This is a genomic window from Trueperella pecoris (assembly GCF_014926385.1).
Lineage (GTDB): Bacteria > Actinomycetota > Actinomycetes > Actinomycetales > Actinomycetaceae > Trueperella > Trueperella pecoris.
The window spans coordinates 56,400-80,628 of record NZ_CP053291.1 but is presented as its reverse complement, the minus strand read 5'-3'; the positions used below and the strand labels follow the sequence as shown (position 1 = coordinate 80,628).

The 24,229-nt window shown below is 61.3% G+C and carries 22 protein-coding genes, 1 tRNA gene and 1 other RNA gene; 6 read left to right on the top strand and 18 right to left on the bottom strand.

Annotation, left to right across the window (positions count from 1 at the left end; genetic code table 11):
• Positions 1-110: 110 nt before the first annotated feature.
• Entirely contained in the window at positions 111-713 is a 603-nt protein-coding gene (locus tag HLG82_RS00420) for a hypothetical protein (protein ID WP_193326807.1), read from the bottom strand.
• 917 nt (positions 714-1,630) lie between these two features.
• Here HLG82_RS00420 and HLG82_RS00415 point away from each other — a divergent pair.
• Positions 1,631-2,275: a DUF3800 domain-containing protein gene (locus HLG82_RS00415; protein ID WP_193326806.1), complete on the top strand. Its 645-nt coding sequence runs from the start codon at positions 1,631-1,633 to the stop codon at positions 2,273-2,275.
• A 691-nt stretch (positions 2,276-2,966) separates the two neighbouring features.
• Here the strand turns inward: HLG82_RS00415 and HLG82_RS00410 are convergent.
• Positions 2,967-3,051 (bottom strand) — tRNA-Ser (locus HLG82_RS00410).
• A gap of 179 nt (positions 3,052-3,230) precedes the next feature.
• Between HLG82_RS00410 and ffs the strand changes: the two genes are divergently transcribed.
• Positions 3,231-3,327: signal recognition particle sRNA small type (gene ffs / locus HLG82_RS00405), an RNA gene on the top strand.
• Between the two features lie 211 nt (positions 3,328-3,538).
• On the opposite strand, the gene HLG82_RS00400 is transcribed toward ffs, so the two are convergent.
• Positions 3,539-3,880 carry a hypothetical protein gene (locus HLG82_RS00400; protein WP_193326805.1) on the bottom strand — a complete coding sequence of 114 codons (342 nt, stop codon included), beginning with the start codon at positions 3,878-3,880 and terminating at the stop codon, positions 3,539-3,541.
• A 335-nt stretch (positions 3,881-4,215) separates the two neighbouring features.
• On the opposite strand from HLG82_RS00400, the gene HLG82_RS00395 reads away from it, so the two are divergent.
• Positions 4,216-4,785: a LytR C-terminal domain-containing protein gene (locus HLG82_RS00395; RefSeq protein WP_193326804.1), complete on the top strand. Its 570-nt coding sequence runs from the start codon at positions 4,216-4,218 to the stop codon at positions 4,783-4,785.
• A 257-nt stretch (positions 4,786-5,042) separates the two neighbouring features.
• On the opposite strand, the gene HLG82_RS00390 is transcribed toward HLG82_RS00395, so the two are convergent.
• The 5 genes from HLG82_RS00390 to cysS form a co-directional block, all read right to left on the bottom strand.
• Positions 5,043-6,407 carry a uracil-xanthine permease family protein gene (locus HLG82_RS00390; protein WP_255313903.1) on the bottom strand — a complete coding sequence of 455 codons (1,365 nt, stop codon included), beginning with the start codon at positions 6,405-6,407 and terminating at the stop codon, positions 5,043-5,045.
• A 219-nt stretch (positions 6,408-6,626) separates the two neighbouring features.
• A complete protein-coding gene (locus HLG82_RS00385; RefSeq protein ID WP_193326802.1) occupies positions 6,627-7,142 on the bottom strand; it encodes an ASCH domain-containing protein in 516 nt (171 codons plus the stop codon).
• Complete coding sequence (locus HLG82_RS00380) at positions 7,135-8,442, bottom strand: hypothetical protein (RefSeq protein WP_193326801.1); 1,308 nt, start codon at positions 8,440-8,442, stop codon at positions 7,135-7,137. Before HLG82_RS00380 ends, HLG82_RS00385 begins: the two co-directional genes overlap by 8 nt.
• 76 nt (positions 8,443-8,518) lie before the next feature.
• Positions 8,519-9,490, bottom strand: coding sequence for a 23S rRNA (guanosine(2251)-2'-O)-methyltransferase RlmB (gene rlmB, locus HLG82_RS00375; protein ID WP_193326800.1), 972 nt, complete (start codon positions 9,488-9,490; stop codon positions 8,519-8,521).
• Positions 9,483-10,913, bottom strand: coding sequence for a cysteine--tRNA ligase (cysS, locus tag HLG82_RS00370; protein WP_193327673.1), 1,431 nt, complete (start codon positions 10,911-10,913; stop codon positions 9,483-9,485). Before cysS ends, rlmB begins: the two co-directional genes overlap by 8 nt.
• A gap of 85 nt (positions 10,914-10,998) precedes the next feature.
• On the opposite strand from cysS, the gene HLG82_RS00365 reads away from it, so the two are divergent.
• Positions 10,999-12,360, top strand: coding sequence for an MFS transporter (locus tag HLG82_RS00365; protein ID WP_193326799.1), 1,362 nt, complete (start codon positions 10,999-11,001; stop codon positions 12,358-12,360).
• 56 nt (positions 12,361-12,416) lie between these two features.
• On the opposite strand, the gene HLG82_RS00360 is transcribed toward HLG82_RS00365, so the two are convergent.
• From HLG82_RS00360 to HLG82_RS00335, 6 genes are all read right to left on the bottom strand, one after another.
• Complete coding sequence (locus HLG82_RS00360) at positions 12,417-13,361, bottom strand: aldose 1-epimerase (RefSeq protein WP_193326798.1); 945 nt, start codon at positions 13,359-13,361, stop codon at positions 12,417-12,419.
• Between the two features lie 54 nt (positions 13,362-13,415).
• Positions 13,416-13,889, bottom strand: coding sequence for a 2-C-methyl-D-erythritol 2,4-cyclodiphosphate synthase (gene ispF, locus HLG82_RS00355; RefSeq protein WP_193326797.1), 474 nt, complete (start codon positions 13,887-13,889; stop codon positions 13,416-13,418).
• Positions 13,889-14,638 carry a 2-C-methyl-D-erythritol 4-phosphate cytidylyltransferase gene (gene ispD / locus HLG82_RS00350; protein WP_193326796.1) on the bottom strand — a complete coding sequence of 250 codons (750 nt, stop codon included), beginning with the start codon at positions 14,636-14,638 and terminating at the stop codon, positions 13,889-13,891. Before ispD ends, ispF begins: the two co-directional genes overlap by 1 nt.
• Positions 14,638-15,174 carry a CarD family transcriptional regulator gene (locus HLG82_RS00345; protein ID WP_193327672.1) on the bottom strand — a complete coding sequence of 179 codons (537 nt, stop codon included), beginning with the start codon at positions 15,172-15,174 and terminating at the stop codon, positions 14,638-14,640. The genes ispD and HLG82_RS00345 overlap by 1 nt, the downstream gene beginning before the upstream one ends.
• Positions 15,175-15,294: 120 nt before the next feature.
• On the bottom strand, positions 15,295-15,984 hold the full coding sequence (locus HLG82_RS00340; protein WP_193326795.1) for a response regulator: 690 nt from the start codon (positions 15,982-15,984) through the stop codon (positions 15,295-15,297).
• A complete protein-coding gene (locus HLG82_RS00335; RefSeq protein WP_193326794.1) occupies positions 15,984-17,198 on the bottom strand; it encodes a sensor histidine kinase in 1,215 nt (404 codons plus the stop codon). Before HLG82_RS00335 ends, HLG82_RS00340 begins: the two co-directional genes overlap by 1 nt.
• Before the next feature lie 251 nt (positions 17,199-17,449).
• On the opposite strand from HLG82_RS00335, the gene phoU reads away from it, so the two are divergent.
• Both phoU and HLG82_RS00325 read left to right on the top strand, forming a co-directional pair.
• Positions 17,450-18,100: a phosphate signaling complex protein PhoU gene (gene phoU, locus HLG82_RS00330; protein WP_193326793.1), complete on the top strand. Its 651-nt coding sequence runs from the start codon at positions 17,450-17,452 to the stop codon at positions 18,098-18,100.
• Positions 18,101-18,412: 312 nt separating this feature from the next.
• Positions 18,413-19,471 (top strand): hypothetical protein, encoded by a 1,059-nt coding sequence (locus HLG82_RS00325; RefSeq protein WP_193326792.1) that lies wholly within the window; start codon positions 18,413-18,415, stop codon positions 19,469-19,471.
• Between the two features lie 302 nt (positions 19,472-19,773).
• Here HLG82_RS00325 and HLG82_RS00320 read toward each other — a convergent pair whose 3' ends face one another.
• The 4 genes from HLG82_RS00320 to HLG82_RS00305 form a co-directional block, all read right to left on the bottom strand.
• Positions 19,774-20,514: a phosphoglyceromutase gene (locus tag HLG82_RS00320; RefSeq protein ID WP_193326791.1), complete on the bottom strand. Its 741-nt coding sequence runs from the start codon at positions 20,512-20,514 to the stop codon at positions 19,774-19,776.
• A gap of 62 nt (positions 20,515-20,576) precedes the next feature.
• The gene (locus tag HLG82_RS00315; protein WP_193326790.1) at positions 20,577-21,542 is read right to left on the bottom strand and encodes a class C sortase; all 966 of its coding nucleotides are present in this window, start codon (positions 21,540-21,542) and stop codon (positions 20,577-20,579) included.
• Positions 21,535-22,392 carry a class C sortase gene (locus HLG82_RS00310; RefSeq protein ID WP_193326789.1) on the bottom strand — a complete coding sequence of 286 codons (858 nt, stop codon included), beginning with the start codon at positions 22,390-22,392 and terminating at the stop codon, positions 21,535-21,537. Before HLG82_RS00310 ends, HLG82_RS00315 begins: the two co-directional genes overlap by 8 nt.
• Before the next feature lie 81 nt (positions 22,393-22,473).
• A complete protein-coding gene (locus HLG82_RS00305) occupies positions 22,474-24,222 on the bottom strand; it encodes a SpaH/EbpB family LPXTG-anchored major pilin (RefSeq protein WP_193326788.1) in 1,749 nt (582 codons plus the stop codon).
• Positions 24,223-24,229: the final 7 nt, after the last annotated feature.

Genomic DNA, 24,229 nt, shown 5'->3' with positions numbered 1-24,229 from the left:
CACCGCCCACCACTGCAATCGCACCGATAATTTCAGTTATCCACAGGCGGTGCGTTTCCGGAATGCTAGCCTGTCCGTTGACTCACCACGAAAGCAATACCTACAAAGATCTAGTCCTTCATGTAAAGAACAACATCCAGACCCTGGTCAGGGTGATAGCTCCATTCGGCGGATATGTCATCCCATTCGGCATGCTGACGTCCGTCAAGGGTACGCGTCGCCTCCATCGCCGTTAAGACTCGCTCTGGTGCGCGAACAGCACTTAGGAAACAACCTAAATACTCTGGGCCCATGCCCGCCGGATCCTGTGAACCGACACCATTCAAAACCAGAGTTTTTTCGTTATCGACCAGCCTAGCCCCTGGATGTGGCTTGCAGGAACTAACCGCCATTCGCAAAACTTTCTCCTGTGCAACAATCAGCTTTATTTCTTGTGAAAGTGGCGCTTCTAGGCCATCGTCTGGCTCTTGTTGTTTGACCTCGCAACGCTTAAATTTTCCCAACTCGATTGGCACATTTTCGTTACCTTCGGCGGCAAAAGTAACTTTTGTAAATCCTGCCTCTTGAAGCTTCGTAGAGGCTCTTGCACACTCATGAAACTTAACGTAAGGCACTGTTCCTGTTTCGACCTTTTCAGCTTCGTCGCATGCAGAAAGCGTTGTCACGACTAATAGCACAGAGCTAAGAATTAGAGCAATACGGGTTTTGAGCATAAAACTAGAATACGGGATCACGCGCACTTTCGTTTCGCATTCACAAGACATCGTTGCAGTCAAAGATCTAATCCGTACAGACGCATGTGACCCCTGCATGGAAAGCATGCAAATAAACGAAATATCGCGAAAGCAAGATACCCCGCCTCCCAAACGGGAAACATGGTTATCCCCGGAAGATGGCGGAGTCAATTGGCACGCCGAGCCCTGTTGCGGCATCACGGGAGACGTCGATGCCGGTGTGGGTATTGCACCCGGCGGCGAAATGGCGATGAGGGCATTGGAGCGCCCGCCCGGGCGGCGAGCTCGGATTAGCTCAACCCTCTGAAACAAGGGAATTGCTTCAGGGTTGGTGGTGAGGTTAGCTTCACGGCGCACATCTATCTGTGGAAGGTAACCGTAACAGATGTTTGCAATACGTTGACGTTAGGCGTTAATCACGATGGCAGACAACACCCTCAACTAAGTCAACAACCTATACCGGCTTATTCAAACACCTTTCGGGCATTATGCTGATGTAGTTTATTTACGGAGCGTCTATCATTCGGATAGGCAGAGCGTCGAAAGTGGGCAATTTTTAGCTATGTTTGAGAGCAGCTTCCCGCCACCGTGGGATAGATATTCCGAGCACGCTGGAATTGAATCCTACGGACATTTGGCCGAGCGTTCCGAGCAAGTGAAACCTGCTGTGCGGCGGGTAGCGCTAAGCGGGTGCCCAAAGCCTCCAGCCGTTGCGACTATTTCTGATCTCGCCCGCGTATTCCGAGTAGAAGACGCCGAAGCTGCAGAAGCGTTCGGCAAGGGGAGCAGTCAATCACCTCCTATACTCCGCCTCAGAAAGCTGCCATGCTCACCCGCCACGAACCAGCCCCCTACGACGGCGCAGGCGAAGAAAACCAAAACAAGAACAGGTAAACGTGTACGCATTTATTGACGATTCAGGCGACGCCGGCATGAAATTCAGGCAAGGTTCCTCAACTCACCTTGTCTTGTCAATGTGCCTGTTTAAAACAGAATCGGCATGGAAATCCACTGAACAAGCCTTGCTTGCGATTCCGGACTACATGAAAACTGCAGGAGAGTTTAAGCACGCCAAGATGAAAGAACGTCATCGGGACGAATTCTTCAAACGCATCGAAAACGAAGATTTCCACGTGAGGGCAATCATCATCGACAAAAAACAACTCACTAGCCAGTTTCTCACCTCTCACGCCAATGAAATGAAAACTTACTTCATTAGGCAACTGTTGACCCACACATGGGAACAAGTGACTGATTGCCGCATCGTGATCGACGGAGCGGACTTGCGCGCTTTCGGCGTCAAGAGCACTGACTACCTGCTTGAGCACGCGAACGGCCACGGCACACGAAACACCGCTTCAGAAGTGGTCTGTGAAGATTCACGGAACTCCATCGGGCTACAGCTTGCCGACATGGTGGCAGGAACGATTATGGCAGGACTCAAGAAGGGTGAAAGGGTGACCTCTACTGAAAGGTGGAGTCAAGTGCGTAGACGAGCCCGGCAGCCCGCTGGGAATTGGTGGGTTTTCAGAAGCGAATAGTAGGAATAGAGCCTATCCATGTGCTTGTCATGGCACGCCACCATACGGAGACTGTTCGGCTCTATTCGCTTTCAGTTTAGGTGTGAATCAGCATCTTGTGAAGTAGTAATTTGAAGTTCACAGCAAATGGTATTGTCGGAGCTGGTTCCTACACGGGTTGGCGCGACCGAAGAAGTTCTTATTAACGCCTGTGCCGGCCTGGGTGCGCATGTAGTGTTTGCGCCTCTTGGCCTTGCCGTCGCTTAAGTGCACAAACTTAACCTGATTCTCATCGATTCTCGGCTCCCGGCATCCTCCCTGCGCGCCGTGACCGCCCATGAATACATTCTGCCACTCGGCCATCAAGGCCCACAGGAGCCATACATAGAGGCCCGTGCAGACGGGGAAGCCGCACTCTCCCTCCGAGTACGAGCTAGCCGGTGGCTAATAGACAAAAGTGTGTCTTATGATCAGGTTTTTCGTTGGTGTGATGCGGGAAGGTCAGGGTTCTTAAGAGACGCCGAAAGCGGTTGCCTCGTTGACATCTGCCCGGTTATGTCCATGGGTTGAAAAGACCCAACCCGCATGCCCGGCGGTGGTTTCTGGTGTGTTCTGAGCGTATTAGGCCGCTCCGACAAAACCGCACCACACCGCAAACCCGCAGGAATGCAACGAAAACGCCCCTCCCGGGGCTTCCGGAAGGGGCGATCTGCGGAGGATGGGGGATTCGAACCCCCGAGGGCGTTAACCCAACCCGCTTTCCAAGCGAGCGCCATAGGCCGCTAGGCGAATCCTCCTCGGTACAGACTCAAAGAATCTGAACGCCTCTCAGTTTACGAAACGCGGGCCGTTTTAGGAAATCAGGCCGCATGCTCTCCCGGGTGGAGTTAGTCTCATTCGGCTCTAAGCAGGCCGAATCACTTCTACACATCATTCTGGGCGTGCGGCATAGAGCTGAAGTCATGGTAGTATTGTTGTCGGCTCCCCACGTGGCGTCATCTTGAGGAACTCCCCCAGGGCAGGAATGCAGCAAGGGTACTTGGGCTCTGGCGGGTGCGTGGGGAGTCTTTCTTCAATCGCCGCGTTTAATGCCCAGGCTGCTTCGAAAACCAAAAGCTGCGCTCACGCGGGTCTTCCACCCGGTATCGTATTCGAGACGGACGCCAAACTCCTCCTGACATCAGGTAACAATGAGATGGCCACTGTAAAGAAATGGTCGGGCCCGACGTCATCGACGGATCTGGATTGCCCCGAAGCGTCACGGCGTCGTCACAGTGTCTGGCATCACTGCGGCACAGCGCTAGGCGCTAATTTTCCTGACCGGATGGACATCTTGAGTGTCTCTCGGTCAGGAGTAAGGGTGACGCTGAGTGTGTCTGCAAGCTTTCCAACGGCGTGCCATGTCTCTTCCTCAGTACACGTCAGAAGGCTCCCTTGCGGAAAAGCAATCTCCCAGATCATCCATTCGCCCTCATAACGCCGATCGATGCTGCACTCGATATCGTGTTCAAGTCTGCCTTCCGCGGCATCAAGCGCGAAGCCAACGTCAACGATCTTGCCGTCAATATCAACATCTACCGTGAAGAAAGGGGACTCGCCGAAGTAACCAGTCTGCGGAAATATCACGGCCCCGGGAGACTTCCAGCCAAACCCACTACCGTCCGCCCAACAGTAAACCGTCAACGCCCTCGTGTCTGGCCGGAACATTACCAAACCACCACGATCACGAAGGTGCCACGACCAAGACTCAAGTCTGCCCCCGACTTCATCGACGCACGCATGCGTCTCCATCATAGCCGTTCTTTTGTTTTCTTTGTCTTGCGGTTTCGACATTGATTCTAGGTTGGTCGCCGTTCCAGAGCCTACTGGAGATTCGGTAGCCACCGCCCAATCGACCGGAGATAGAATCACGCATCATCTTCTTCCCCGCATGCCGCAGCACTATCGGCTAGATTGGATGCGTGAGTTCTAACGCCCGCGCAGAATACCGCAAGCGCACGCAGCAACGTCAGACCGTCATCTTCGGCTCGATCATCGCCGTCATGGCGGTACTTCTTGTGTTTGGGACGTTGGTGTGGTCTGGAATTCTGCCTTTCCCCGATAAAAAGTTCTCCCAGCCGCCCACGGCCGAGACCGTCGTCTGCCCGACGGCGGACGCGGCCCCCGTCACCCCCTCCACGATTACCGTCAACGTGTACAACGCAACGAATCGTTCGGGACTAGCTGGAAATGTCGCTGCGTCGCTGGCAACCGCGGGCGTCGTCATCTCCGGTACGGCGAATTGGGCTGGCGACGAGTTCGAAGAGCCCGTCCGGATTTATGCCGGTCCCGCGGGCGTCACCAATGCTTACACTCTGCGCGCTTACTTCCCCGGAGCAACCGTTCACGCCGACCCAAACATGACCAGCCAAGTCGTTGAGGTCGTCGTCGGGACGGCATATTCCGAGATGGTGACAGCGCCGACGGAAGAGGACTTCACCGCGGCGATGAGCCCGATCAAGGGTTGCGTTCCGTTCGCTGATTTCAGCTAGCCCCGAGATTTTCGACTAGTCCCCGGGAAGCCGTGGCCACGCCCGCGAAAGGTACCCGACGACGCCGAAGCTGACCGTAACCGACGACGCTGCGACACGGCCATACGCACACACGCCAAGGCGGGCCTACCAGAAGGTAGACCCGCCTCATCGCAACGAACGTCAAGCCCGAAAGCTCAGCCCTCGAGCCCGGGCGAAAGCTGATTCCGAAAGCCCCGAGCGAAAGCCAACCCCGAGAGACCCACGCCAGCAAGCCACTAGCGCGGCTCGCGGTTGAGTGCGCCGGGCTCGAGTTCGGCGCCAGCGGGAGCCGAGGCTGGCGTCGCCGGTTCGATGGTGGTGCCGCGCCAGCGCGAGAGCGCGCGCATGACGTGGTAGATGATGATGGCTGAGAATGAACCCAGCGCAATGCCCTCGAAGACCATGTCGCCCACGTAGAGCGTGTAGTTGGCAATGGCCAGAACCATGGCGACGGCGGCGGTGTTGAGGTTGACCGGGTCGGAGAAGTCGACCTTGTTCTGTACCCAGATTCGCACGCCCAGCATGCCGATCATGCCGTACAGCACGGTCGCGGCGCCGCCGAGGACGCCCGGCGGGATGGTGGCGATGAGCTGGCCAAACTTAGGCAGCATGGAGAGGCAGAGCGCGATCCCGGCTGCCACCACGTAGGCGACGGTGGAGTACACGCGGGTGGCGGCCATGACGCCGATGTTCTCGGCGTAGGTGGTGGTTCCCGATCCGCCTCCGGCGCCGGCGAACATGGTGGAGACGCCGTCGGCAAATAGGGCGCGTCCCGTGATGTCGTCGAGGTCTTGGCCGGTCATCGCAGACACGGACTTGACGTGGCCGACGTTCTCAGCGACGAGCACCAGCACGACCGGCACGAAGAGCCCGAGCAGGGCCAGGTCGAAGTCGGGGGCGCGGAATTGCGGCACGCCCACCCAGCCTGCCGAGGAGATCGCGTCGAAGTTGACCTCGCCGCGCACAACCGCGGTGACGTAGCCGACGAGCACACCGATGAGGATCGACAGTCGCCCAAGGATGCCCTTGAACAGCACCGTCGAGAGCAGGATGGCCAGGATGGTCACGACGGCGGTGACGGGCGCCTGCTTGACGTTTCCCCACGCGGCGGGCGCGAGGTTGAAGCCGATGAGTGAGACGATCGCGCCGGTAACGATCGGCGGCATGAGCTTGTCGATCCAGCGTGCGCCGGCGAAGTGCACGACGACGCCGACCAGTGCCAGCGCCGCGCCTGCGGCGATGACGCCGCCTTGAGCCAGGGAGGCTTTGGCCTCTTCGACCGGCGCGCCACCGCCGGCCACGTACCCGGTGACTGCGCCGATAGGCGCGATGAGCGCGAACGACGAGCCGAGGTAGGAAGGTAGGCGCCCCGCGGTGATGAGCAGGAACAGGATCGTGCCCAAGCCGGTGAAGAATAGTGTGGTTGCCGGATCGAAGCCGGTCAGTAGGGGTACTAAAAAGGTGGCCCCAAACATGGCCACCACGTGTTGTGCGCCGATGCCGAACGTCATCGGCCACGACAATCTTTCATTGGGAAGAACAACTTCGCCCGTTCCGATGGAACGTCCATCGCCGTGCAGCTTCCAAGTAAAAACAGCCAATCGAGCCTCCATGCAGTTAAACGATGAGGCGCCCGCGGCCTAGCCGCGTTAACGACCCTGCACGATAGTACTCACGCTTGCCCCGGACACGAAATCCATCTCACGATGTGCACGCCACACCGTCCGCCCTCTGGACGTGCGGGCGGGGGTTCACGACGCCGTCGCCACCGCCCGCGCTCGCGCCTGACAGTGCCGTTCGGCCCGGCCAGAAGTGGTGGTTTACTTGGCGTAAAGGACCTCAAAGTATTCGGTCACCACATCGCCGGAGGGATCGAAGTCGTAGCCGAACTCGTTGCCCTCTTCTGTGAAGAAGCGCTCATGGTCGGCACGCCACGTCGCGAGGTCGCCCTCGCCTTCGGCGTCGGCTACGTCGGGCCCGATCTCATCGAAAGGTGTCACAACGACGTCGGTGTTACGCAGCAACGCCCGCGGCCGGCCCTCGCCGTCGCAGAGAATCCACATGTCGTCCGGCGTCGGGAAGGACTCGCCTTCGAGGGCGTAGGCGGCAGCGTAACTGGAGGTCGCGCGCTTGGCTCCGGTGAGGACGAGTTCGGCTAGCCTGTTGGCGGCCACCCGAGTCGCCCCGAAGGCAAAGGCGCCCGGGCGTAACGAGACGAGGTCGGTTTGCCCGCCGACGGCGTCGATCGGGTTGAGCTTGCCGGCGATGATCGCGTGCGTCCAGAAAGCCTCGAGGTCGGCGTCGGCCGGCTCGATCGGAAGTCCGAAGCTAGTCATGGCTCTCCTGCCAGTTGCGCATGTGTTTCCAAGTCTCGATGTCGGACTGCCGCTGGCTGACAACCTCGCTGGCGTAGGAGGTAGCCACGATGCGGGTTAGTCCTGAGACGACGCCTGCCCCGCCTAGCGCGGCGAGCATCTTCCTCGACTTGCCCGCCCCCGAACGATTGAAGGCTACGGCTAGCACGGCACCAGCGATCGCCGTCTGGGCGGCCGAGGCAAGGGCCACGGCCCACGGGCGCTCCAGGTAGACCTTGCGGTAGGCACCCATGACGGTCGGCTCCACGAAGCCCTCCCCCGCGAGTTCGAAGGCGAGGCGGTCTTCGAAGGCAGCGCCCGCGGTACTCGGGCGGAAGAGGCGCGAATTGGGGATATCGCTCAGTGAGCCGAGCCCCTCGAGGGAGTCCGCAATTTCCTTCGGCAGGCCCAGTGCGGCCACGAGGGCGCGCATGCCCATGGCGGCGTTGGCCTGGAGGGCGGTGCGAATGTCCACGAAGCGGGCGGCAATCACGTCGGCCACCATCTTGCGCGCGACGGCGCCGGCACCCGTTTCGTCCACGACGAACTCGTAGGCTTCCGATCCCGGCTCAATCCAGCTGAAGGCCGGCAACTCGCCGGTCCAGTCCCAGGTCAGGTATGAATTATCGCGCCGGACGTAGAGGGTGGGATTCTGCTCCGCGCTACCTGCCGAGACCGTGATCTGGAAGGAGGGGCGCGGGAAGATTTTGCGCACGGAGTGCAGGCTGGTATCGGCCACCATGACGAGTGCGTCGCCGAGCTTAGAGACAGCCACATCCGTGTCCTCGGTCTTGACGATGCCCGGTACTTCCGACAGCGGCAGGTCTGCGATCACCATCATCGGGCCCTCGCGGTCGTAGGCCTCGGCGTGGTCGTCGGGCTCCTGTGGGCCTTCGCCTTGTGCTTCGCCCGGTTCCTCACCAGGCGCTTCGTCAGGGTCTTCGAGCAGGGCCTCGTCGGAAACGTCAACCGAGCCGATGTCGATCGGACCGTGCGCGACGATGCCATCGAGCTCCACCTCAACCTTGCGTAGGCGCTCGGAGATTGCCTCCAGCAGGTCGTTCACCGAGCGCCCGCGGAAGACTGTGCCTTCCTCATCGAGCGTCGCCACACGACGTCGGCGTCCGCCGACCGCCACCTCGAAGTCGAAGCCGCCCCCGCCGTCGGACGCGCCGCGGCCCAAAATGCGCTCCTCCTCGAAGAACGTTAGGACGTCGTCGTCGGTCACCAGCGTGTGGTCAAGACGTTGGATGTGCCCACGAACTGTGCGCCAAGATCCCATGTCGCCTCCTTCAGTTTTCAGCATATCGCAGGCGATGGCTCGCCGGTTGGTGAGCGGGGTAAAGCCCGCCTGAAGTTTAGATGGAGCGCCGGTGCTGATCGATCTGGTACAGCGCGATGCCCGTGGCCACGGCCGCGTTGAGCGACTCGGTCGAACCGTCGATCGGAATCGAGGCGACGACGTCGCACGTCTCACGCACGAGGCGCGACAGGCCGCCGCCCTCCGAACCCGTCACGAGGACGAGCGGGACATCAGCCATATTGACCTCACCGACGACGGCGTCCCCGTCGCCAGCCAGCCCGACGACGAAGTAGCCCAACTCCTTGAGATGCTTGAGCGCACGCACAAGGTTGGTTTCGCGAGCAACCGGGAGACGCGCAGCCGCGCCCGCCGACACCTTCCACACTGTCGCATTCACCGACGCCGATCGGCGCTCGGGGATCAACACACCGTCTGCACGGAAGGCGGCCGCCGAACGCATGACAGCGCCAAGGTTGTGGGGGTCGGTCACAGAATCGAGTGCCACGATCAGACCCGGGCGTATCGATTCGGCGGCGATCTCAACCAGGTCCTCAACATCCGCATAGTCAAAGGGCGGGACCTCGATGGCGATACCCTGATGAACCGCGCCGTCGGTCATCTTGTCCAGCTCCGTGCGGGTGACCTCCACGATCGTGGTGCCCGTGGCCATGGCGGCGCGGGCAACCTCGGCCACACGCTCGTCGTGAGACATGGCCCCAACGAGGAACACCCGCTCATAAGGGATACCCGACTGGACCGCCTCGTAGACCGGGTTGCGCCCAGCGACGAGCTCGTAGCCTTCGGGCTGACGCAGAATACCGCGCAACTTCGGCCCCTCGGCCTTACGTGCCACGGCTTCACGTTCTTGCTTCTTCTTATATGCCGGATGGTAGGTACGATCCTCGGCCTTCGGCGTCGGGCCCCTGCCCTCCAGGCGCTTGCGCGAATGGCCGCCCGTGCCCTTGCTCGCACCCTTGCGGGCATTCTTACGTACGGCGCCGGGGCGTCCGCGATGAGCGTTAGCCAAGGTCTCCACCTACTTTCCATCGTGCACCCTCGGCCGAATCTTCGACCACAATGCCTGCTTGTGTGAGCGAATCGCGCAGTGAGTCCGCGCGTGCCCAATCCTTTTCGGCGCGCGCGGCGGCGCGCTCATCCAGAATGCGGTTGACCAGGGAGTCAAGAGCATCATGCATCGTCGAGGATGCCTCCGTGTGCCGCCACGGCTCCGCCATCGGATCCAGTCCCAACACGTCGAGCATCGCACGCACCAGCACCTGCTCGATACGCGCCTCCACGTGATCGTTGTTCGCGAGCGCATTGTTGCCCGCCGTCACATGCTCGTGGATAACAGCTAGGCCGGCTGAGACGTTGAGGTCATCGTCCAGGGCCTCGACGAATTCGGCCGGAAGATCGTCGCGGCCAACCGCGGCAATCTCCTGCAACGGAACCTCGCCGACGGTCTGCACTGACCGGTGGACAAACCCCGCTAGCCGATCCCAGATCGCGGCGGCCTCGGTGAGAGTGGCCTCGGAATACGCCACTGTCGAGCGGTAGTGAACGGTTCCCAGGGCGAGGCGGACGATCACGGCTGCGTGCTCGGTCAGAATGTTCTCCACCGTGAGCGAGTTACCCAGTGACTTGCTCATCTTTTCGCCCTCAATGGTCACCCACGCGTTATGCATCCAGTATTGGGCAAAGTCCTGCCCGGCGCCATGGGACTGGGCCTGTTCGTTCTCGTGATGTGGGAAACGAAGATCGATGCCGCCGGCGTGAATGTCGAACGCGTCGCCAAGGTACTTGCCTGCCATCGCCGAGCACTCAAGATGCCAGCCGGGGCGGCCGCGCCCCCATGGCGTGTCCCATGAGGCGCTCTCCGGCTCTCCCGCCTTGGGCGCCTTCCACAGTGCGAAATCGTGCGGACCACGCTTGTCGGCTGCCGCTTCGTCGTCGTCAACGTGCAAATCGGCCACTGACTGGTTGGTGAGCGATCCGTAATCCTCCAGCGAGGAAACGTCGAAATACACGTTCCCGCTGTCCCCCGCGTAGGCGTGCCCGCGTTCGATGAGGACCTTCATGAGATCAATCATCTCGGGAACATGCCCGGTTGCACGCGGCTCGTAGGTAGGATCAAGCACGCCGAGCGCGCGATAAGCCTTGGCGAATTCGTTTTCAAATCGGTAGGCCCATGCCCACCACGGCGCGCCCGCCTCGGCAGATTTCGCCAAGATTTTGTCATCGATATCCGTCACGTTGCGGACCATCGTCACTTCGTAACCGGAACGCTTCAGCCACCGCACCAACACATCGAAGGCGAGAGCGGAGCGCATGTGGCCAATGTGGGGGCTACCCTGCACGGTGGCACCACACAGGTAGATACCCACCTTGCCCGGATTGAGAGGTGTGAAATCTCGTAGCGACTTGGTCTTCGAATCAAAAATCTTCACTATCCTAGACTACCGGTTCATACTGAGCCCGCCCACATCGATTCCGACCAATTTACCAACCGGTAACCGAAAGACGTATGTTTAGAACATGGACATCCACGCAAGCGCGGGCAATGCAGCCCTCGATTCCACCCGAATAAGAACTTTCAATAAGGACGTATGGGCTTGGGGCCTCTGGGATTGGGGCTCTGCGGCATTCAACGCCGTCGTCACCACGTTCGTCTTTGCCGTTTACCTGACGAACGCGAAACTCTTCGGCCCGGATGCGAACCGACTTCTCGGCTACGCCATGACTATCGCGGGTCTTTTCATTGCACTCATTGCCCCGGCTCTGGGGCAGGCTGTTGACCGTAGCGGGCGTCGTAGCACAATTCTTCGCTTCACGACGTTGTCTACCGCGCTTATCATCGCTTGTCTCTTCTTCGTCACGCCAGGTCAACATGGCTTGATGCTTGGGCTTGTTCTCTTAGCGCTGGGCAATATCGCATTCGAGACTGGCTCGGTCATTTACAACGCCTTGATTTCCGACATCTCTGCTCCACATAACGTCGGGCGTATATCTGGTTTCGGCTGGGGCTTGGGCTACTTGGGCGGCATCGTGCTACTCATGATCCTCTTCGTCGGCTTCATCTCTCCCGACGTCGGCTGGTTCGGCGTAACCAAGGAAGCCGGGCTTAACATCCGCGTCGCGATGCTTATCGCTGCCCTGTGGCTCCTGACCGCGTCGCTACCTTTGCTCTTCAGGCTCAAGAACAAGCCTGCTCGCACAGATACACCCCGGCTGGGCGTTTTCGAGGCGTACCGCCAGCTCTTCCGTTCGATTGCCGAGCTGTGGCGGCATGATCGCCAGGTGGTGTGGTTCTTGCTCTCGTCGGCGATTTACCGCGACGGTCTGGCCGGTGTCTTCTCCTTCGGCGCCGTCCTAGCCGGTAATGCTTTCGGTTTTGCACCCAACGAGGTCATCATTTTCGGTGTTGCTACGAACGTGGTCGCTGGTATCGCCACGATCAGTTTCGGATGGCTTGACGACAGGATCGGCGCACGCGCCGTCATCATTATCTCGCTCGTATCGATGGTCGCTATGGGCATGTCTGTGTTCTTGTTTCACGACGGCGTCGCCGGGCTCACCCCGAAACAGGTGTACTGGGTGTTCGGCCTTGTGTTGTGCATCTTCGTTGGTCCCATTCAATCCGCATCGCGCACTTACCTAGCCCGTATCGCACCTCCCGGCGAGGAGGCTGAGATCTTTGGCCTGTACGCGACGACGGGGCGCGCCGTCTCTCCACTTGCACCCTTCATGTACTCCACCGCTATCACGGTAGGGGCCGGCGTGATGGGGATCGGTGTTGGCGAGGCCGCCTACTTCGGCATCCTCGGCATTACGATCGTGCTCGTGCTTGGCCTGCTGGCGTTCTTGCCGGTCAAGGCTCAGCCAAAGCATCAAGGCTAATTCACGACAGTGCGCCGGGCCCATGCCCGGCGCACTTTTTACCCACGTGCGGCGAGTCAACGGACCACGACTTCGACCTCGAGCGTGCGAGTCTCACCCGGCTGCACCATCACCCTCGCCTTTTCTTCACTGCGGTTGAGCATGTTTGCCATGGTCAGACACGGCTCAAGGGCAAGCGACTTCAACGGGTCACGCTTGAGCGGAGCGCCCGTGAAGACGTGGAAGTTTGGCCTGCCGACGCCGTTGTCCACCTTCATCGACATCTCCACCTCATACCCGAGCCCAGTGTCGAGATGGGCAGTGGCCCACCCACGGTCGACGCCGAGGCCAGTGAAGCCCGTGTCGAGGTCGGGGTCGAGGGGAATCTCTCGCGACAACCTGTCCAGACCTTTCTCGAGCGCACGGAAGGCTTTCTCGCCAGGCAACGGAAGGAGGCGATCGTCGGTCACTATCGCATGCGTGGCGGCCAGTTGCAGGTGTGCCTTGGCCATCTCCACCCGGACGTACGGGTGCCACCCCAGGGCGACGGGTATCTCGCGCCCGCCCGCGTTGCGCGCGGCTATCCGCACGCCAAGCTTTCCCGAGTCAGAGATGTCGTACCGGACCCGCACGTCGACCGGGCCGGGGTAGGCCGGCGAGTCAGGAATCGTGGTAGCTAGCTCGATGTGATCACCGATGATTTCGTAGTCGACGACGCCGTCGGGCCAGGTTTCGCTGACCACCTCAAACTCCGCCGACCACACTAGCCCATGCAGGCCCTCGGCGTTGGTGAGGCCGAGCGTGGAGCGGGCCACGCCGTCATCGTCCCAGGTGGCATCTTCGGTTCGGTTCGACCACGGCGCGAGAACGGCGTTGCGGAACCCGTCGTTCTCTTCTTGCTCGGCCAAGCTGCGATACCCGTCGAGGACGGAGGTGCCGATGCCGGGGTCCCAGTCGAAGATCGTGGCACCGCGCGTGCTTAACGTCAGCCGTTGGCTACCATTCGTCAGTTGGATGATCATTGGTGCTCCTTTGCTCTGACCATCAAAATGTGTCCGACATCGATTTCGCACCCGCTAGCGCGTCAGCAGTGCCGTGGCGATCGCCGCCAGTCCCTCGTCACGGCCAGTGAAGCCCATGCGATCCGAGGTGGTCGCCGCAACCGATACCGGCGCACCGACCACCGCGCTCATCGCCGCCTCCGCTTCCCCCTTGCGCGGAGCAAACCTCGGGCGTTGCCCGATAATCTGGACGGAGACGTTCTCAATCATCCACCCGGCCTCTCGCACGAGCCGGACCGACTCGGCCAGCAACACCTCGCCCGACGCTCCGGCCCACTCGGGACGATCCGTACCGAAGACGGCACCCAACTCGCCCACACCGGCGGCCATCAGCAAGGCGTCGCAGGCCGCGTGAGCGGCGACGTCGGCATCCGAATGCCCCTCGAGCCCGCGCACGCCATCCCACTCGAGGCACGCCAGCCACAGCGGGCGTGCGGGGTCTGCGGAAAACTTGTGTGCGTCAAAAGCCGTCGCCACGCGCATCGCCATTACTCGTCCCTCGTTAACAACATGTGTGCCACCGCCAAGTCCCAGGCGGTGGTTACCTTCATCGCCTCCGGCGATCCCTCGACGAGCACCACCGGCTCACCCATCGCCTCCACGAGCGCCGCGTCGTCCGGGGCGGCGCTCGCCTCGTTCGCGCCGCGCTCCCAGCCGGCCCGGTGCGCCCGCCGCACGAGCTCCGTGCGGAAGCCCTGCGGCGTCTGCATCGCGCGCAGCTTCGCACGGTCCAACGTGGCCACCACGGGTTCCACGTCCACGACGCCGTCGGCACCACTCACGCCACCGGAGCCAGCGGCCTGCACCTGGCGTGGGCCGACCTCCTTGATCGTGTCGGTCACGGCGAGAGCCGGGACGACGGCGTCGTGCCCCGCCTCCAACGCGCGGCACACGCGAGAAATGACGCTCACCGGGGTCAGCGCCCGGGCGGCGTCGTGGATAAGAACATAATCGCTGGTCACAGCCGCCAGACCGTTCGCAACGGATCCCTGGCGCGTGCTACCGCCCACCACCAGGCGGGCCGCAACCCCACCCTCGGCCAAGGCGTCGGTGAAAGCCGCGCGTGCCTCAACGCCGGCGGGAATGGTGACGACCACGTCGTCAATACCGGCCGCGTTCATCCCGCGGATGGCATGCACAAGCAGCGGCACCCCGCCCAGGCGAACCAGGGCCTTGGGCATGTTCGCGCCCAGCCGCGTGCCCGAGCCGGCGCCGGCAATGACGGCGGCGAAAGACATTAGTCGGCCGATTCAGCCGATTCCGGAGTCGCAGCGGTGGCTGCCGATTCGGCGTCGATACCCATCACTTCATCGAGCAGGGCGTCCGCCTCTTCGTCCGTGATGTCACGGGCAAGGGCCACTTCCGAGCCGAGGATCGCGCGAGCCTGGCCCAACATGCGCTTCTCACCAGCGGAAAGACCGCGATCGACGTTGCGGCGGGAGAGGTCACGTACGACCTCGGCCACCTTGTTCACGTCCCCCGAGGTCAACTTTTCGCCATTGGCCTTGTAGCGACGCGACCAGTTAGCTGGCTCCTCGACGTCCGTCTCACGAAGCACGCTAAAGACGCGCTCAAGCTGCTCCTCATTCGACACGTCACGCACACCGACCTGCTCGATCGATTCCTGCGGAACCTGGATCACCAAATCGCCCTGCAGAATCCGGAGGGTGAGGTACGTGCGCGTCTCGCCGCGCATCGTCTTTTCCGAGATTTCCTCGATGTACGCAGCCCCATGATGCGGGTAAACAACCGTTTCGCCAACTTTGAAGGTCACTGGTGGATCACTCTTTCCTGAATCGACTGCGGCCCATTCTATCATTGTGCCCTTCGCGGTTCTGCCCCTATTTTTACGCCGTCAATGTAACGACGCCGTCGGCGCGCCTTCACGGGGTGGCTATGCCGGATTTGACACCAGTTTGTAGCCCAGTCCACGCACGGTCAACAGCAGGGCAGGGTTGGTCGGATCGGTCTCGATCTTGGACCGAATGCGCTTAACGTGTACGTCGAGCGTCTTCGTGTCGCCGATGTAATCCAGGCCCCAAATGCGGTCGAGGATCTGGCTACGGGTCAGGACTCGGTCACGATTGTGCATGAATAGTTCGAGCAACTCGAACTCACGCAACGGCATGGACACCGGCTCGCCGGCCACGCGCACCACATGCGCGTCCACATCCATTTCCACCTCACCGGCCACCAGCAGCTCCGCGCTGTGCTCCTCCACGTCTCTCACGCGGCGCAACACCGCCCGGATGCGCGCCACGAGCTCGCGGTAGGAATACGGCTTGGTCACGTAGTCGTCCGCGCCGATCTCCAAGCCGACCACCTTGTCGATCTCCGTATCCTTGGCGGTCAGCATGATGATGGGCACGCCCGATTGTGCACGGATACGCCGGCACACCTCCGTGCCGGACAGCCCCGGAAGCATGAGGTCGAGCAGCACGATGTCCGCATCCGTGCGGGCAAACTGCTCCATCGCCGCCACGCCGTTCGACGCCGTCGTCACCTCAAACCCGTCCCGGACCAGGTTAAACTCCAGCATCTCGCGGTAGGTCGGCTCGTCTTCGACGATGAGGATGCGCGTCATCAGTTCCCTCCGTTCGTGTGCGATGCGGGCGACGCCGTCGTGGCCGGTCGCGTCGTGGCCGGTTGCGGCTGGGCGGGCGGCGTCGGCGCGGTGCCTTGGAAAGCGGCGGGCAGAATCATCGTGAAAGTCGACCCCTGGCCGGGTTTGCTCCACACCTTGACGCGTCCGCCGTGATCCCCAACCACATGCTTAACGATCGACAGGCCCAGGCCGGTACCGCCCGTCTCACGCGAGCGGGCCCGGTCCCCACGGTAAAAGCGCTCAAAAATACGCTGCTGGGCCTCGGGCGAAATGCCCTCGCCTTGGTCGACCACGGCGATGCGCACCTCCCCCGAATCCGCGCTCACACCAACCGACACCTGCCCGTGCGGCTTCGAATACCGCACAGCGTTGTCGAGAAGGTTGCGCACCGCCGTCGTCAGCAGCGCACGATCGCCATACACCTGCAGGTCAGGCGTGCCGCCAGAAACCAGCTTGACCCCTCGCGAGCGCGCCTCCACCCGAACGCGGTCGAGGGCCTCGGCCACGACGTCGTCGACGTCAACAAACTCTGACTCAGCCAACACGTTCGCGTCCTGCAGGCGCGAGAGCTGGATGATCTCCTGGACCAGCTCCGACAGGCGGGTCGCCTCAGTGCTCAGGCGTGCCGAGAACCTGCGCACATGCTCCGGCTCGTCAGCCACCTCCGTCATCGCTTCAGCCAGCAGGCCAATGGCCCCCACCGGCGTCTTCAACTCGTGGGAAACATTCGCCACGAAATCACGCCGCATCTCCTCCAGGCGCCGCTTTTTCGTGTTGTCCTCAAAAAGTATCAACACCTTGTCGCCCGACATCGGGGTCGCACGCACCCACAGGCGCAGCCCAGGGACGTCCTCATCCAGGCGCGGCAACCGCAAATCAAGATCCGAGACTTGGCCCGAGCCTCGCGCCTCCTCGGCGAGCTCGCTCAGCTCCGGCCGCAGCACACCGTTGGCAATGAGGCCATAGGCGTAAGTGATCGAGGACGCCCGCACCACCGCGTTATGTTCGTCAAGAACAATGTGGGACTGCGGAAGGGATGCGAGCAGAGCGGTCACATCCGTGTCGTCAGCAGGCGGGAGCTCCCGGGCCGTCTGGCCAAAAAGGCGCTGGGAAATCTCGTAGGCAACAATCGCCACCACCGCCACAAATATTCCGAGGAAGAAACCCACCCCGAATGCAACACCATCTGCCATAGACCTAACACTAGACCATCATTTTGCCCGACATAGCAACAAAAACCACCCGCTCGACCATCATTAACCAACCGTTAACCTCCCTTGCGTGCCACGTTTACCTTGCGCTGGTGAAATGGGCTCACGACGCCGTACAGGCACCTCCCGCCCGTCACGGCCGCAAGCGGGGTCGGCCCGCGGAACCAGCTGCGGGGTCGGCCCGCGGTCAGAGCGCGGTGGGCGCCCGGAGCGCACACCCGAAAGGAGCACGCGTGCGCGAACAATTCCGTCAGCAGATGCAGGAACTCACCGACACCCTCATCTTGCAGGCACAGGCCGCATCGAAGGCGATGAATGGCGCTGCGGCGTCGTTGAAGAATGCAAACCTCGCGTTGGCCGAACGCGTCATCGACGCCGATCACTCCATCGACATGCTCGAACGAAGCATCGATGACATGGGCATTTCGCTTCTGGCCCGGCAGGCGCCCGTAGCCGGCGACCTGCGCACCGTCGTCTCCGCCCTGCGCCTATCCGCAACACTTGAGCGCATGGGCGACCTCGCGCGCCACGTCGCGTATGTTGCGCGTGGGCGATTCCCGAATACTGTCGTCCAGGGCGACGTTCAGGGCCTTTTCGAGCAGATGGCTGACAAAGCCGCTGAAGTGGGAAAGCTCGTTGCGGCGCTCGTTGAGACAGCGGACCTCACCATTGCCGACCAGATCATTCGCGGCGACGACGTCCTCGACGAGCTCCACGCGAAGACCTTCGACATTGCCCTCGACGACTCCCGCGACCTGAGCCGCCAAGAGGTCGTTGACATCATCCTGCTCGGCCGCTACCTCGAGCGCTTCGGCGACCACGGGGTGTCGGTCGCACACCGGATGCGCTTCCTCGTGACCGGCATGGAGGCCGACGCCGAGTAGGCGGCGGGGCGCCGGGGCCTCTTCCGCCGGCCCCTTCCGCCGAAACCCTATTAAGCTGATCCACGCTGTATTAATATACGCCAGCTTAATACAGCGCGGGCAAGCGCAGGCGAACGGCCGCCCGCGGCACACCCATGCACACCTGCGCCACCACGCCAACTCCGCCGTAAACCGCCGCCCGGCCCGCCACCCGCCACCCGGAAAGCTATCCACAGACGCCTCAGCGCACGGACAATCCACATTCAGAGGATCTTGCCAGCCCGGCCACGCGTCACCGAAGTATCCTCGGTGATGCGGAAAGGACGGACCAACATGGTGCACGGCGTAACTCTCTACTCTCACCCCATCCCGAACAGCACGCAGTACTACGAGCGTTGGATTGGCGATCGCGAAAGCGAATTTCGTGAGATCCAAGCCAGCGGTCTGCGCCTGCATGACGTCGAGGAAAATGACCCGCGCGCTCTTCGCAAGATTGCTCGCCGGCGGGGACTCACCCAGCCCCATCGGGGCTACATTTGCCCTGCTCCCGCGCCCGACGACGAACGCCGAAGCCGCATAGCCTCACTCCATCACATCAATTACATCATGCGACGCCGAATGGACCGCGCAAACTCGCAAGCCGTTTCCATTGCCGGACACTCGGCAGCCGTGCTCCTCGGCCTGCCACTCATGACACCGCATCCGGATCACGTGGTACGCCAGTGCGGGCCGCGCGGTAAGGCCAGCAGAACAGCCAATGCCCGCACGCATCGATCGTCCATCGAGCCCGAGACGATCGATTTCCTCGGTTTCAAAGTGTCCTCTCCAGCGCAGATCGTAGCCGATTTGGCAAGGTTCGCAACTGTTGAGGATGCCCTCGTATGCGCAAACTTTATTCTCCATGAACAGTTGGCGACGCGGGAGAGTATCGTCGCCATCTTGAAGCGGCTCCCTCCATCGCCGGGAATTGGACGACTGCGCCGAGTGGTGCGGCTGATGGATGGGCGCGTCGAGTCGGTGGGTGAATCCTTGCTTCTCCTCCGGCTCGACGATTTTCGTCTCCTACCAGCCGAGCCTCAGGTCTGGTTCGAGTTTGGGACGGTGCGGTACCGGTGCGACTTCCTTGATCGGGAGAATCGGCTCGTTTACGAGTTCGACGGCCGCACCAAAATGTATACGCCCTCGATGCTAAGAGATAACGACGTGCGCGCCAGCATCGCGCGCGAAACCGACCGCGACCGCCACTTTCGTGCCGCCGGCTTCGATCCGCTGCATGTGGTCTGGCAAGACGTGGTGACGCGTGAGGCATTCGGTAACTGGCTCACCGCCGCCCGGGCGCGTGGCGTTCGTTTCGCCTGGTCACCCCGCCGAACGCCCGATACCGCGGCTTGATAACGACGCCGAACCCGCCGTCGCGCCCAACACCCGGAACTGGGCACCCGGAACTGGGCACCCGGCGCGACGCATCTGGCGCAGGCCAGCCGGTCAGGGCCGAGTGTACGGAACGGGGTACCCGGCGCGGGGCCGCCTCGAAACCCGGGTAAAATGACCGCCGCTGTACTAACCTACGCCAGGTTAGTACAGCGGCGAACAGCTTAGTACAGCGCGGGCGAAGACCAACCAAGGCTCCCCCAGCGCGGGCGCGAGGCGACCGGGGCGAGGGCCCGCCTAGCCGGCCTCGCCCAGCTCAAGGCTTACTTGCCCTGGTTAGCGACGGCCTCGATAGCTGCCTTGGCGGCCTCGGGATCGAGGTAGGTGCCACCCTTCTTGACCGGCTTGAGCGTCTCCTCGTCGAGCTCGTAGTAGAGCGGGATGCCAGTGGGGATGTTGAGGCCGGAGATGTCCTCGTCGGAGATCTCATCGAGCATCTTCACGATTGCGCGCAGCGAGTTGCCGTGGGCGGCGATCATGACGGTCTTGCCCGACTTCAGATCCGGAACAATGGCTTCATCCCAGTAGGGGGTCAGGCGTGCGATGACGTCCTTGAGGCACTCGGTCAACGGGATCGGCTCGCCGGCGTAACGCGGATCGGCATCCTGGGAGAACTCGGAGCCTGCTTCGATGGCGGGCGGTGCGACGTCGAACGAACGACGCCATTCCATGAACTTCTCGTCACCGTACTCGTCGCGGATCTCCTTCTTGTTCTTGCCCTGGAGGGCGCCATAGTGGCGCTCGTTCAGGCGCCAGTTGCGCTTGACCGGGATCCAGTGGCGGTCGGCCGAATCTAGCGCAAGGTTGGCGGTCATGATCGCGCGACGAAGCAGCGAGGTGTGGAGGATGTCCGGCAGGACGCCGGCGTCGGTGAGAAGCGTGCCTGCGTGGCGTGCTTCCTTCACACCCTTCTCCGAGAGTGGCACATCCACCCAACCGGTGAAGAGGTTCTTTGCATTCCATTCGGACTCGCCGTGGCGGACGAGCACCAACTTGTAAACCATGTTCTTCCTTCTGCTCGAAAGGTGGCGCGTTATCGCGCATGTGCATCATTCTAGCGTTTTAGTCACGTCATGTTCTGGGACCGACGCCGGTGATGCGGCTGAAAATGTTTACTCGTCGGGCCGTCAATGTCGATTCCGTCAAGCGCACGCTCGATGGCGTGGTCTTCCTCGTCCTTCTTTTGCTTACGGTAGGAATGTGCAAGCATCGCGATGAAGAGGGCGATAGCGATGGTTGCGACGGCAAGCAGCCCCCACATCCAACCCTGCATGACGAAGACGGAAGGTTCGGCGGAAAGTGCGGCGACGGCGTCGTCGGGCAGGGCAACGCGTTCGCCACGAACGAGAAGTCGGTGAGTGTTGACGGCGTAGGGCGTGCAGGTGAAAAGGGTGAGGAGGTCTCGCCCAGCTTCGGCGGCTAAGTCTTCAATGTCGTTGGGGAGGACGGTTTTGATTTGGTCGACGCGGTAGGCAAGGGTTTGGCCGAGGACGTCGACAAAGATGAGCTCGCCTTCTTTGACCTTGGGGAGGTTGTCGAAGAGGGTGGCGCTTGATAGTCCAGTATGGGTGGTGAGAACCGCATGGGTGTTTTCACCGCCGACGGGCAGGGAGGTGCCGTAGAGGTGGCCGACGCCCTTGTCGATAATGTCAGGGGTGGTGTCGTGTCGGACGGGTAGGTCGATGTCAACGGAAGGGACTCTCACCCGCGCAATGATGTCTCCCGTCAAAGAGAGCTGTTTTTGGTAGTCCGTGTAGGCGGGTGAGGCGGGATTAGCTACCTGTGTCAGCCACGGGTCGAGAATGGGGATGCCGGGAAGTTTCTTGTTGTATTCCTGGGCAGAGGCAAGGGCTGCGCTTCGGTCGGAGGCGTCAATTTCTTGGAGCTTGTTTCCGTATTGGGCAGCGAATTGTTGTTGCCGGTAGTTGTTGTAATGGGTTGAGACGATGGGGTAGAGAAGGGAAAGTATCCCGAGGAAGACCACGATGAGCGCGATGGTGGCTCCCTTGCGGGATTTGGTGCGTTCACTCATGATTTTTTCCTTTGCGGTTGTGTAGCCATAGTCCGGTGAAGATGAGCGCTAGTGCGAGGGCGACGCCGGCGGTGATGATACGTGGGTACATCCAGGTTTGGATCTGGACGGTGGGGATGTCAGCGGCGGGTGCGGGTGCGGCGTCGGCGGGTGATTCCATGGTTCGTTCTGCGGTGACGAGGAGGCGGAATTCGTTGAGTTTTCCGCCTTCGGGGGTGATGCAAGTGACGAGCGTGACGAGGTCGCGGTTTGGTTGTGGATGGATCTTTGCGAGGTCGTCGGGTCGGACGAGGTTGGTTTCGACGACGCCGTAGGTGAGGGTTTTTCCATAGACGTCGATGGTGAAGGTGTCGCCGATTTTAAGGTTTTCGAGGTTGGAAAAGTAGGTGTGGCCGGGCCAGGTGTGGTGGCCGGCGAGGACGGCGTGGGTGCCTGCGCCGCCGATGGGCAGGTGTGAGCCGTAAAAGTGTCCGACGCCGGTGAAGAGCGCTTCTTCGGAGGTTCCGTGAACGATGGGGAGGCGGGCGTCGATGGCGGGGATGGTGAGAGTTGCCATGACGTGGGTGTCGGCGAGGAGGGAGAGGTAGTGGTTGTAGGCGTCGCCGGAGTGGGCGGCGGAGTCTGCCCAGGGGTCGTCGAGGAGGCGGGGTGAGAGTTCGGCATTGTAGGCGGCGGCTGCGGTGAGGGCTTCGGCGTCGTGCGGGTCGGTGGTGGCGTGTTCACGCAGGTATGTGTTGGCGACGTTGAGGGTGGCCGCGTCGTTGCTTAGGTGTTCGATGAGTGGTGCCACGGACACTATTGCGGCGGCGACGAGCATGGTGAGGACGACGACGAGCGATCGTGCTTTCATGGCGCAACCTCCGTGATGGTGTTGTGGGGGATGTGTGGCGGGGCGGGAAGAATTCCCGCCCCGCCGTTGAGTCAGTTCATGCTACGCATTCTTGCGACGGTTGGAGTAGACATAGTAGCCAACTCCACCTCCAACGAGCACGACGCCGAGGCCGGAGATGAGGGCGATGCCCTGGCCACCGGTGAGCGGGAGCTTGTTCTTGAGGTTGTCGGGCTGGTTGATGACCTTCAGGCCCTGGCCGGCCTCCGGATCGGTCTGAGCGAACTTCGTCAGGTCGGCGATGGTGCCTTCCTTGGTCAGATCGAATTCGATCGGCTCGGCGAGGAGCTGGTAGCCGTCCGGGGACTTGGTCTCAACGAGGCAGTAGGAGTAGAAGTCCTTCTGATTCTTGATCTCGCCCTCGTTCTTGGCGGACTGGTTGCGCCAATTGGAAAGCTGGAGGCCCCTGATGACTGCAGCGCCGTCGCCGTCCGAAGGCTTTTCAGTGCGGGCAATGGGATCGTTCTTGTACTCAACGCCCTTACAGTTGTACTCGCCAGCGGCCTTGTCGAAGGTCGCACGGTAGACTCCGAACTCGGCTCCCTTGAGCGGCTCATCACTAGCGTTGACCTTCTTGATGAGAATGTCGCCGTACTTGGAGATGACCTCGTTCGAGGGGACGTCCGGAGGCGTGTTCGGAGGCGTATTCGGCGGGGTATCACCAGGCTCCGGCGGGGTGAGGCCCCTGCTGGTCCACGGGTAGTTGTTGGGGTAGAACGAGGCCTTGTTCTTGACCTGGCCATCCTGCGGCATGGAAGCAACCTTCGTCACGATCTCGGTGCGAAGCTTGCCATCCGGAGCCTTCGCTAACTTCCCTAAGCCGTCTTGAGTAAGAGAGAAACCGAGCAGCTTCTTTTCACTCTGTGTGAATTTGTAATCTTTATCCACAGTAAGCTTTTCGGGTTCACCATGAAGTGGCACAACCGTGAGCGTCGAGCTGACGTACTCGACGTACTCGGAAAGTTGATCCTTCACGTAGTAGTAGCCGAGGTCGTTGCCGTCGACCTCGCCGTCCTGGTTAGAATCGACGGCATTAATCGTGGACTCGAGGCGGTAGGTGATGTGCTCACCGATCTTGTAGCCGTCCTCGTTCTCCTTGCCCTGGTTACCATCGAGGACTTCCTTGGTCATCTCGGCGGCCTGGTTCTTGGGGTAGACGTGGACGTCGTACATCCAGGAGTCGCGCTTGTCGGGGTTAGTCATCGGCAGCGTCACGAGGAACGGGTGGATGCCGGTGATTTGTGCCGCGGTGTAATTCTTGGTTCCGTCCGTGATGCCCTCCGATCCCGCGAGGTCCTCGACGACGAGGTAGAGGCCAACCTTGGCCTGGATAGTAGCGTAACCCTCTGCATTCGTCGTCCCGGAGCCCTGCTTCGCGAAGGTGAACTTGGTACCCTCAATCTGGAGGCCCGTCTTCAGCTCAGCAACGCTCACCTTGCGCTCGTAAAGCGCCTTAGCGGCTTCCCACCCCTTGTTCGTGGTCAGGTCAACGCCATTAACCTTGTACAGGTCGAACTTAACGTTCTGCAGCGGCGTGCGATCCTTGATCTCCTGGCGCGTGCCATCATTCTTCTGTTGTTCCACCGGCGTGCCGAGGTACTTGTGGATAGACAGCTGCGTGGTTGCGTTCTTGTTGATAAGGGCGGGGTTGGCCGCGGACTGGTCCTGGCCGGCAACCGCGCTCTGCGGGGCCTTAGCGGTGTCAGCAAACGCGACCCCGCCCATGCCCATTGAGCCAAGCAGTGCAATGGCCGCGATGGCAGCCCCCGCACGTAACTTGTTCCTCTTCATTCTTTCT

What these genes read in the sequence shown, in the direction of transcription:
- HLG82_RS00315 (WP_193326790.1), bottom strand. Translation starts at nt 21,542, where the DNA reads ATGAGTGAACGCACCAAATCCCGCAAGGGAGCCACCATCGCGCTCATC.
- HLG82_RS00310 (WP_193326789.1), bottom strand. Translation starts at nt 22,392, where the DNA reads ATGAAAGCACGATCGCTCGTCGTCGTCCTCACCATGCTCGTCGCCGCC.
- ispD (WP_193326796.1), bottom strand. Translation starts at nt 14,638, where the DNA reads ATGTCTTTCGCCGCCGTCATTGCCGGCGCCGGCTCGGGCACGCGGCTG.
- HLG82_RS00420 (WP_193326807.1), bottom strand. Translation starts at nt 713, where the DNA reads ATGCTCAAAACCCGTATTGCTCTAATTCTTAGCTCTGTGCTATTAGTC.
- ispF (WP_193326797.1), bottom strand. Translation starts at nt 13,889, where the DNA reads ATGGCGATGCGCGTGGCGACGGCTTTTGACGCACACAAGTTTTCCGCA.
- HLG82_RS00365 (WP_193326799.1), top strand. Translation starts at nt 10,999, where the DNA reads ATGGACATCCACGCAAGCGCGGGCAATGCAGCCCTCGATTCCACCCGA.
- HLG82_RS00380 (WP_193326801.1), bottom strand. Translation starts at nt 8,442, where the DNA reads ATGGGATCTTGGCGCACAGTTCGTGGGCACATCCAACGTCTTGACCAC.
- HLG82_RS00360 (WP_193326798.1), bottom strand. Translation starts at nt 13,361, where the DNA reads ATGATCATCCAACTGACGAATGGTAGCCAACGGCTGACGTTAAGCACG.
- HLG82_RS00305 (WP_193326788.1), bottom strand. Translation starts at nt 24,222, where the DNA reads ATGAAGAGGAACAAGTTACGTGCGGGGGCTGCCATCGCGGCCATTGCA.
- HLG82_RS00320 (WP_193326791.1), bottom strand. Translation starts at nt 20,514, where the DNA reads ATGGTTTACAAGTTGGTGCTCGTCCGCCACGGCGAGTCCGAATGGAAT.
- HLG82_RS00325 (WP_193326792.1), top strand. Translation starts at nt 18,413, where the DNA reads ATGGTGCACGGCGTAACTCTCTACTCTCACCCCATCCCGAACAGCACG.
- HLG82_RS00385 (WP_193326802.1), bottom strand. Translation starts at nt 7,142, where the DNA reads ATGACTAGCTTCGGACTTCCGATCGAGCCGGCCGACGCCGACCTCGAG.
- HLG82_RS00340 (WP_193326795.1), bottom strand. Translation starts at nt 15,984, where the DNA reads ATGACGCGCATCCTCATCGTCGAAGACGAGCCGACCTACCGCGAGATG.
- HLG82_RS00335 (WP_193326794.1), bottom strand. Translation starts at nt 17,198, where the DNA reads ATGGCAGATGGTGTTGCATTCGGGGTGGGTTTCTTCCTCGGAATATTT.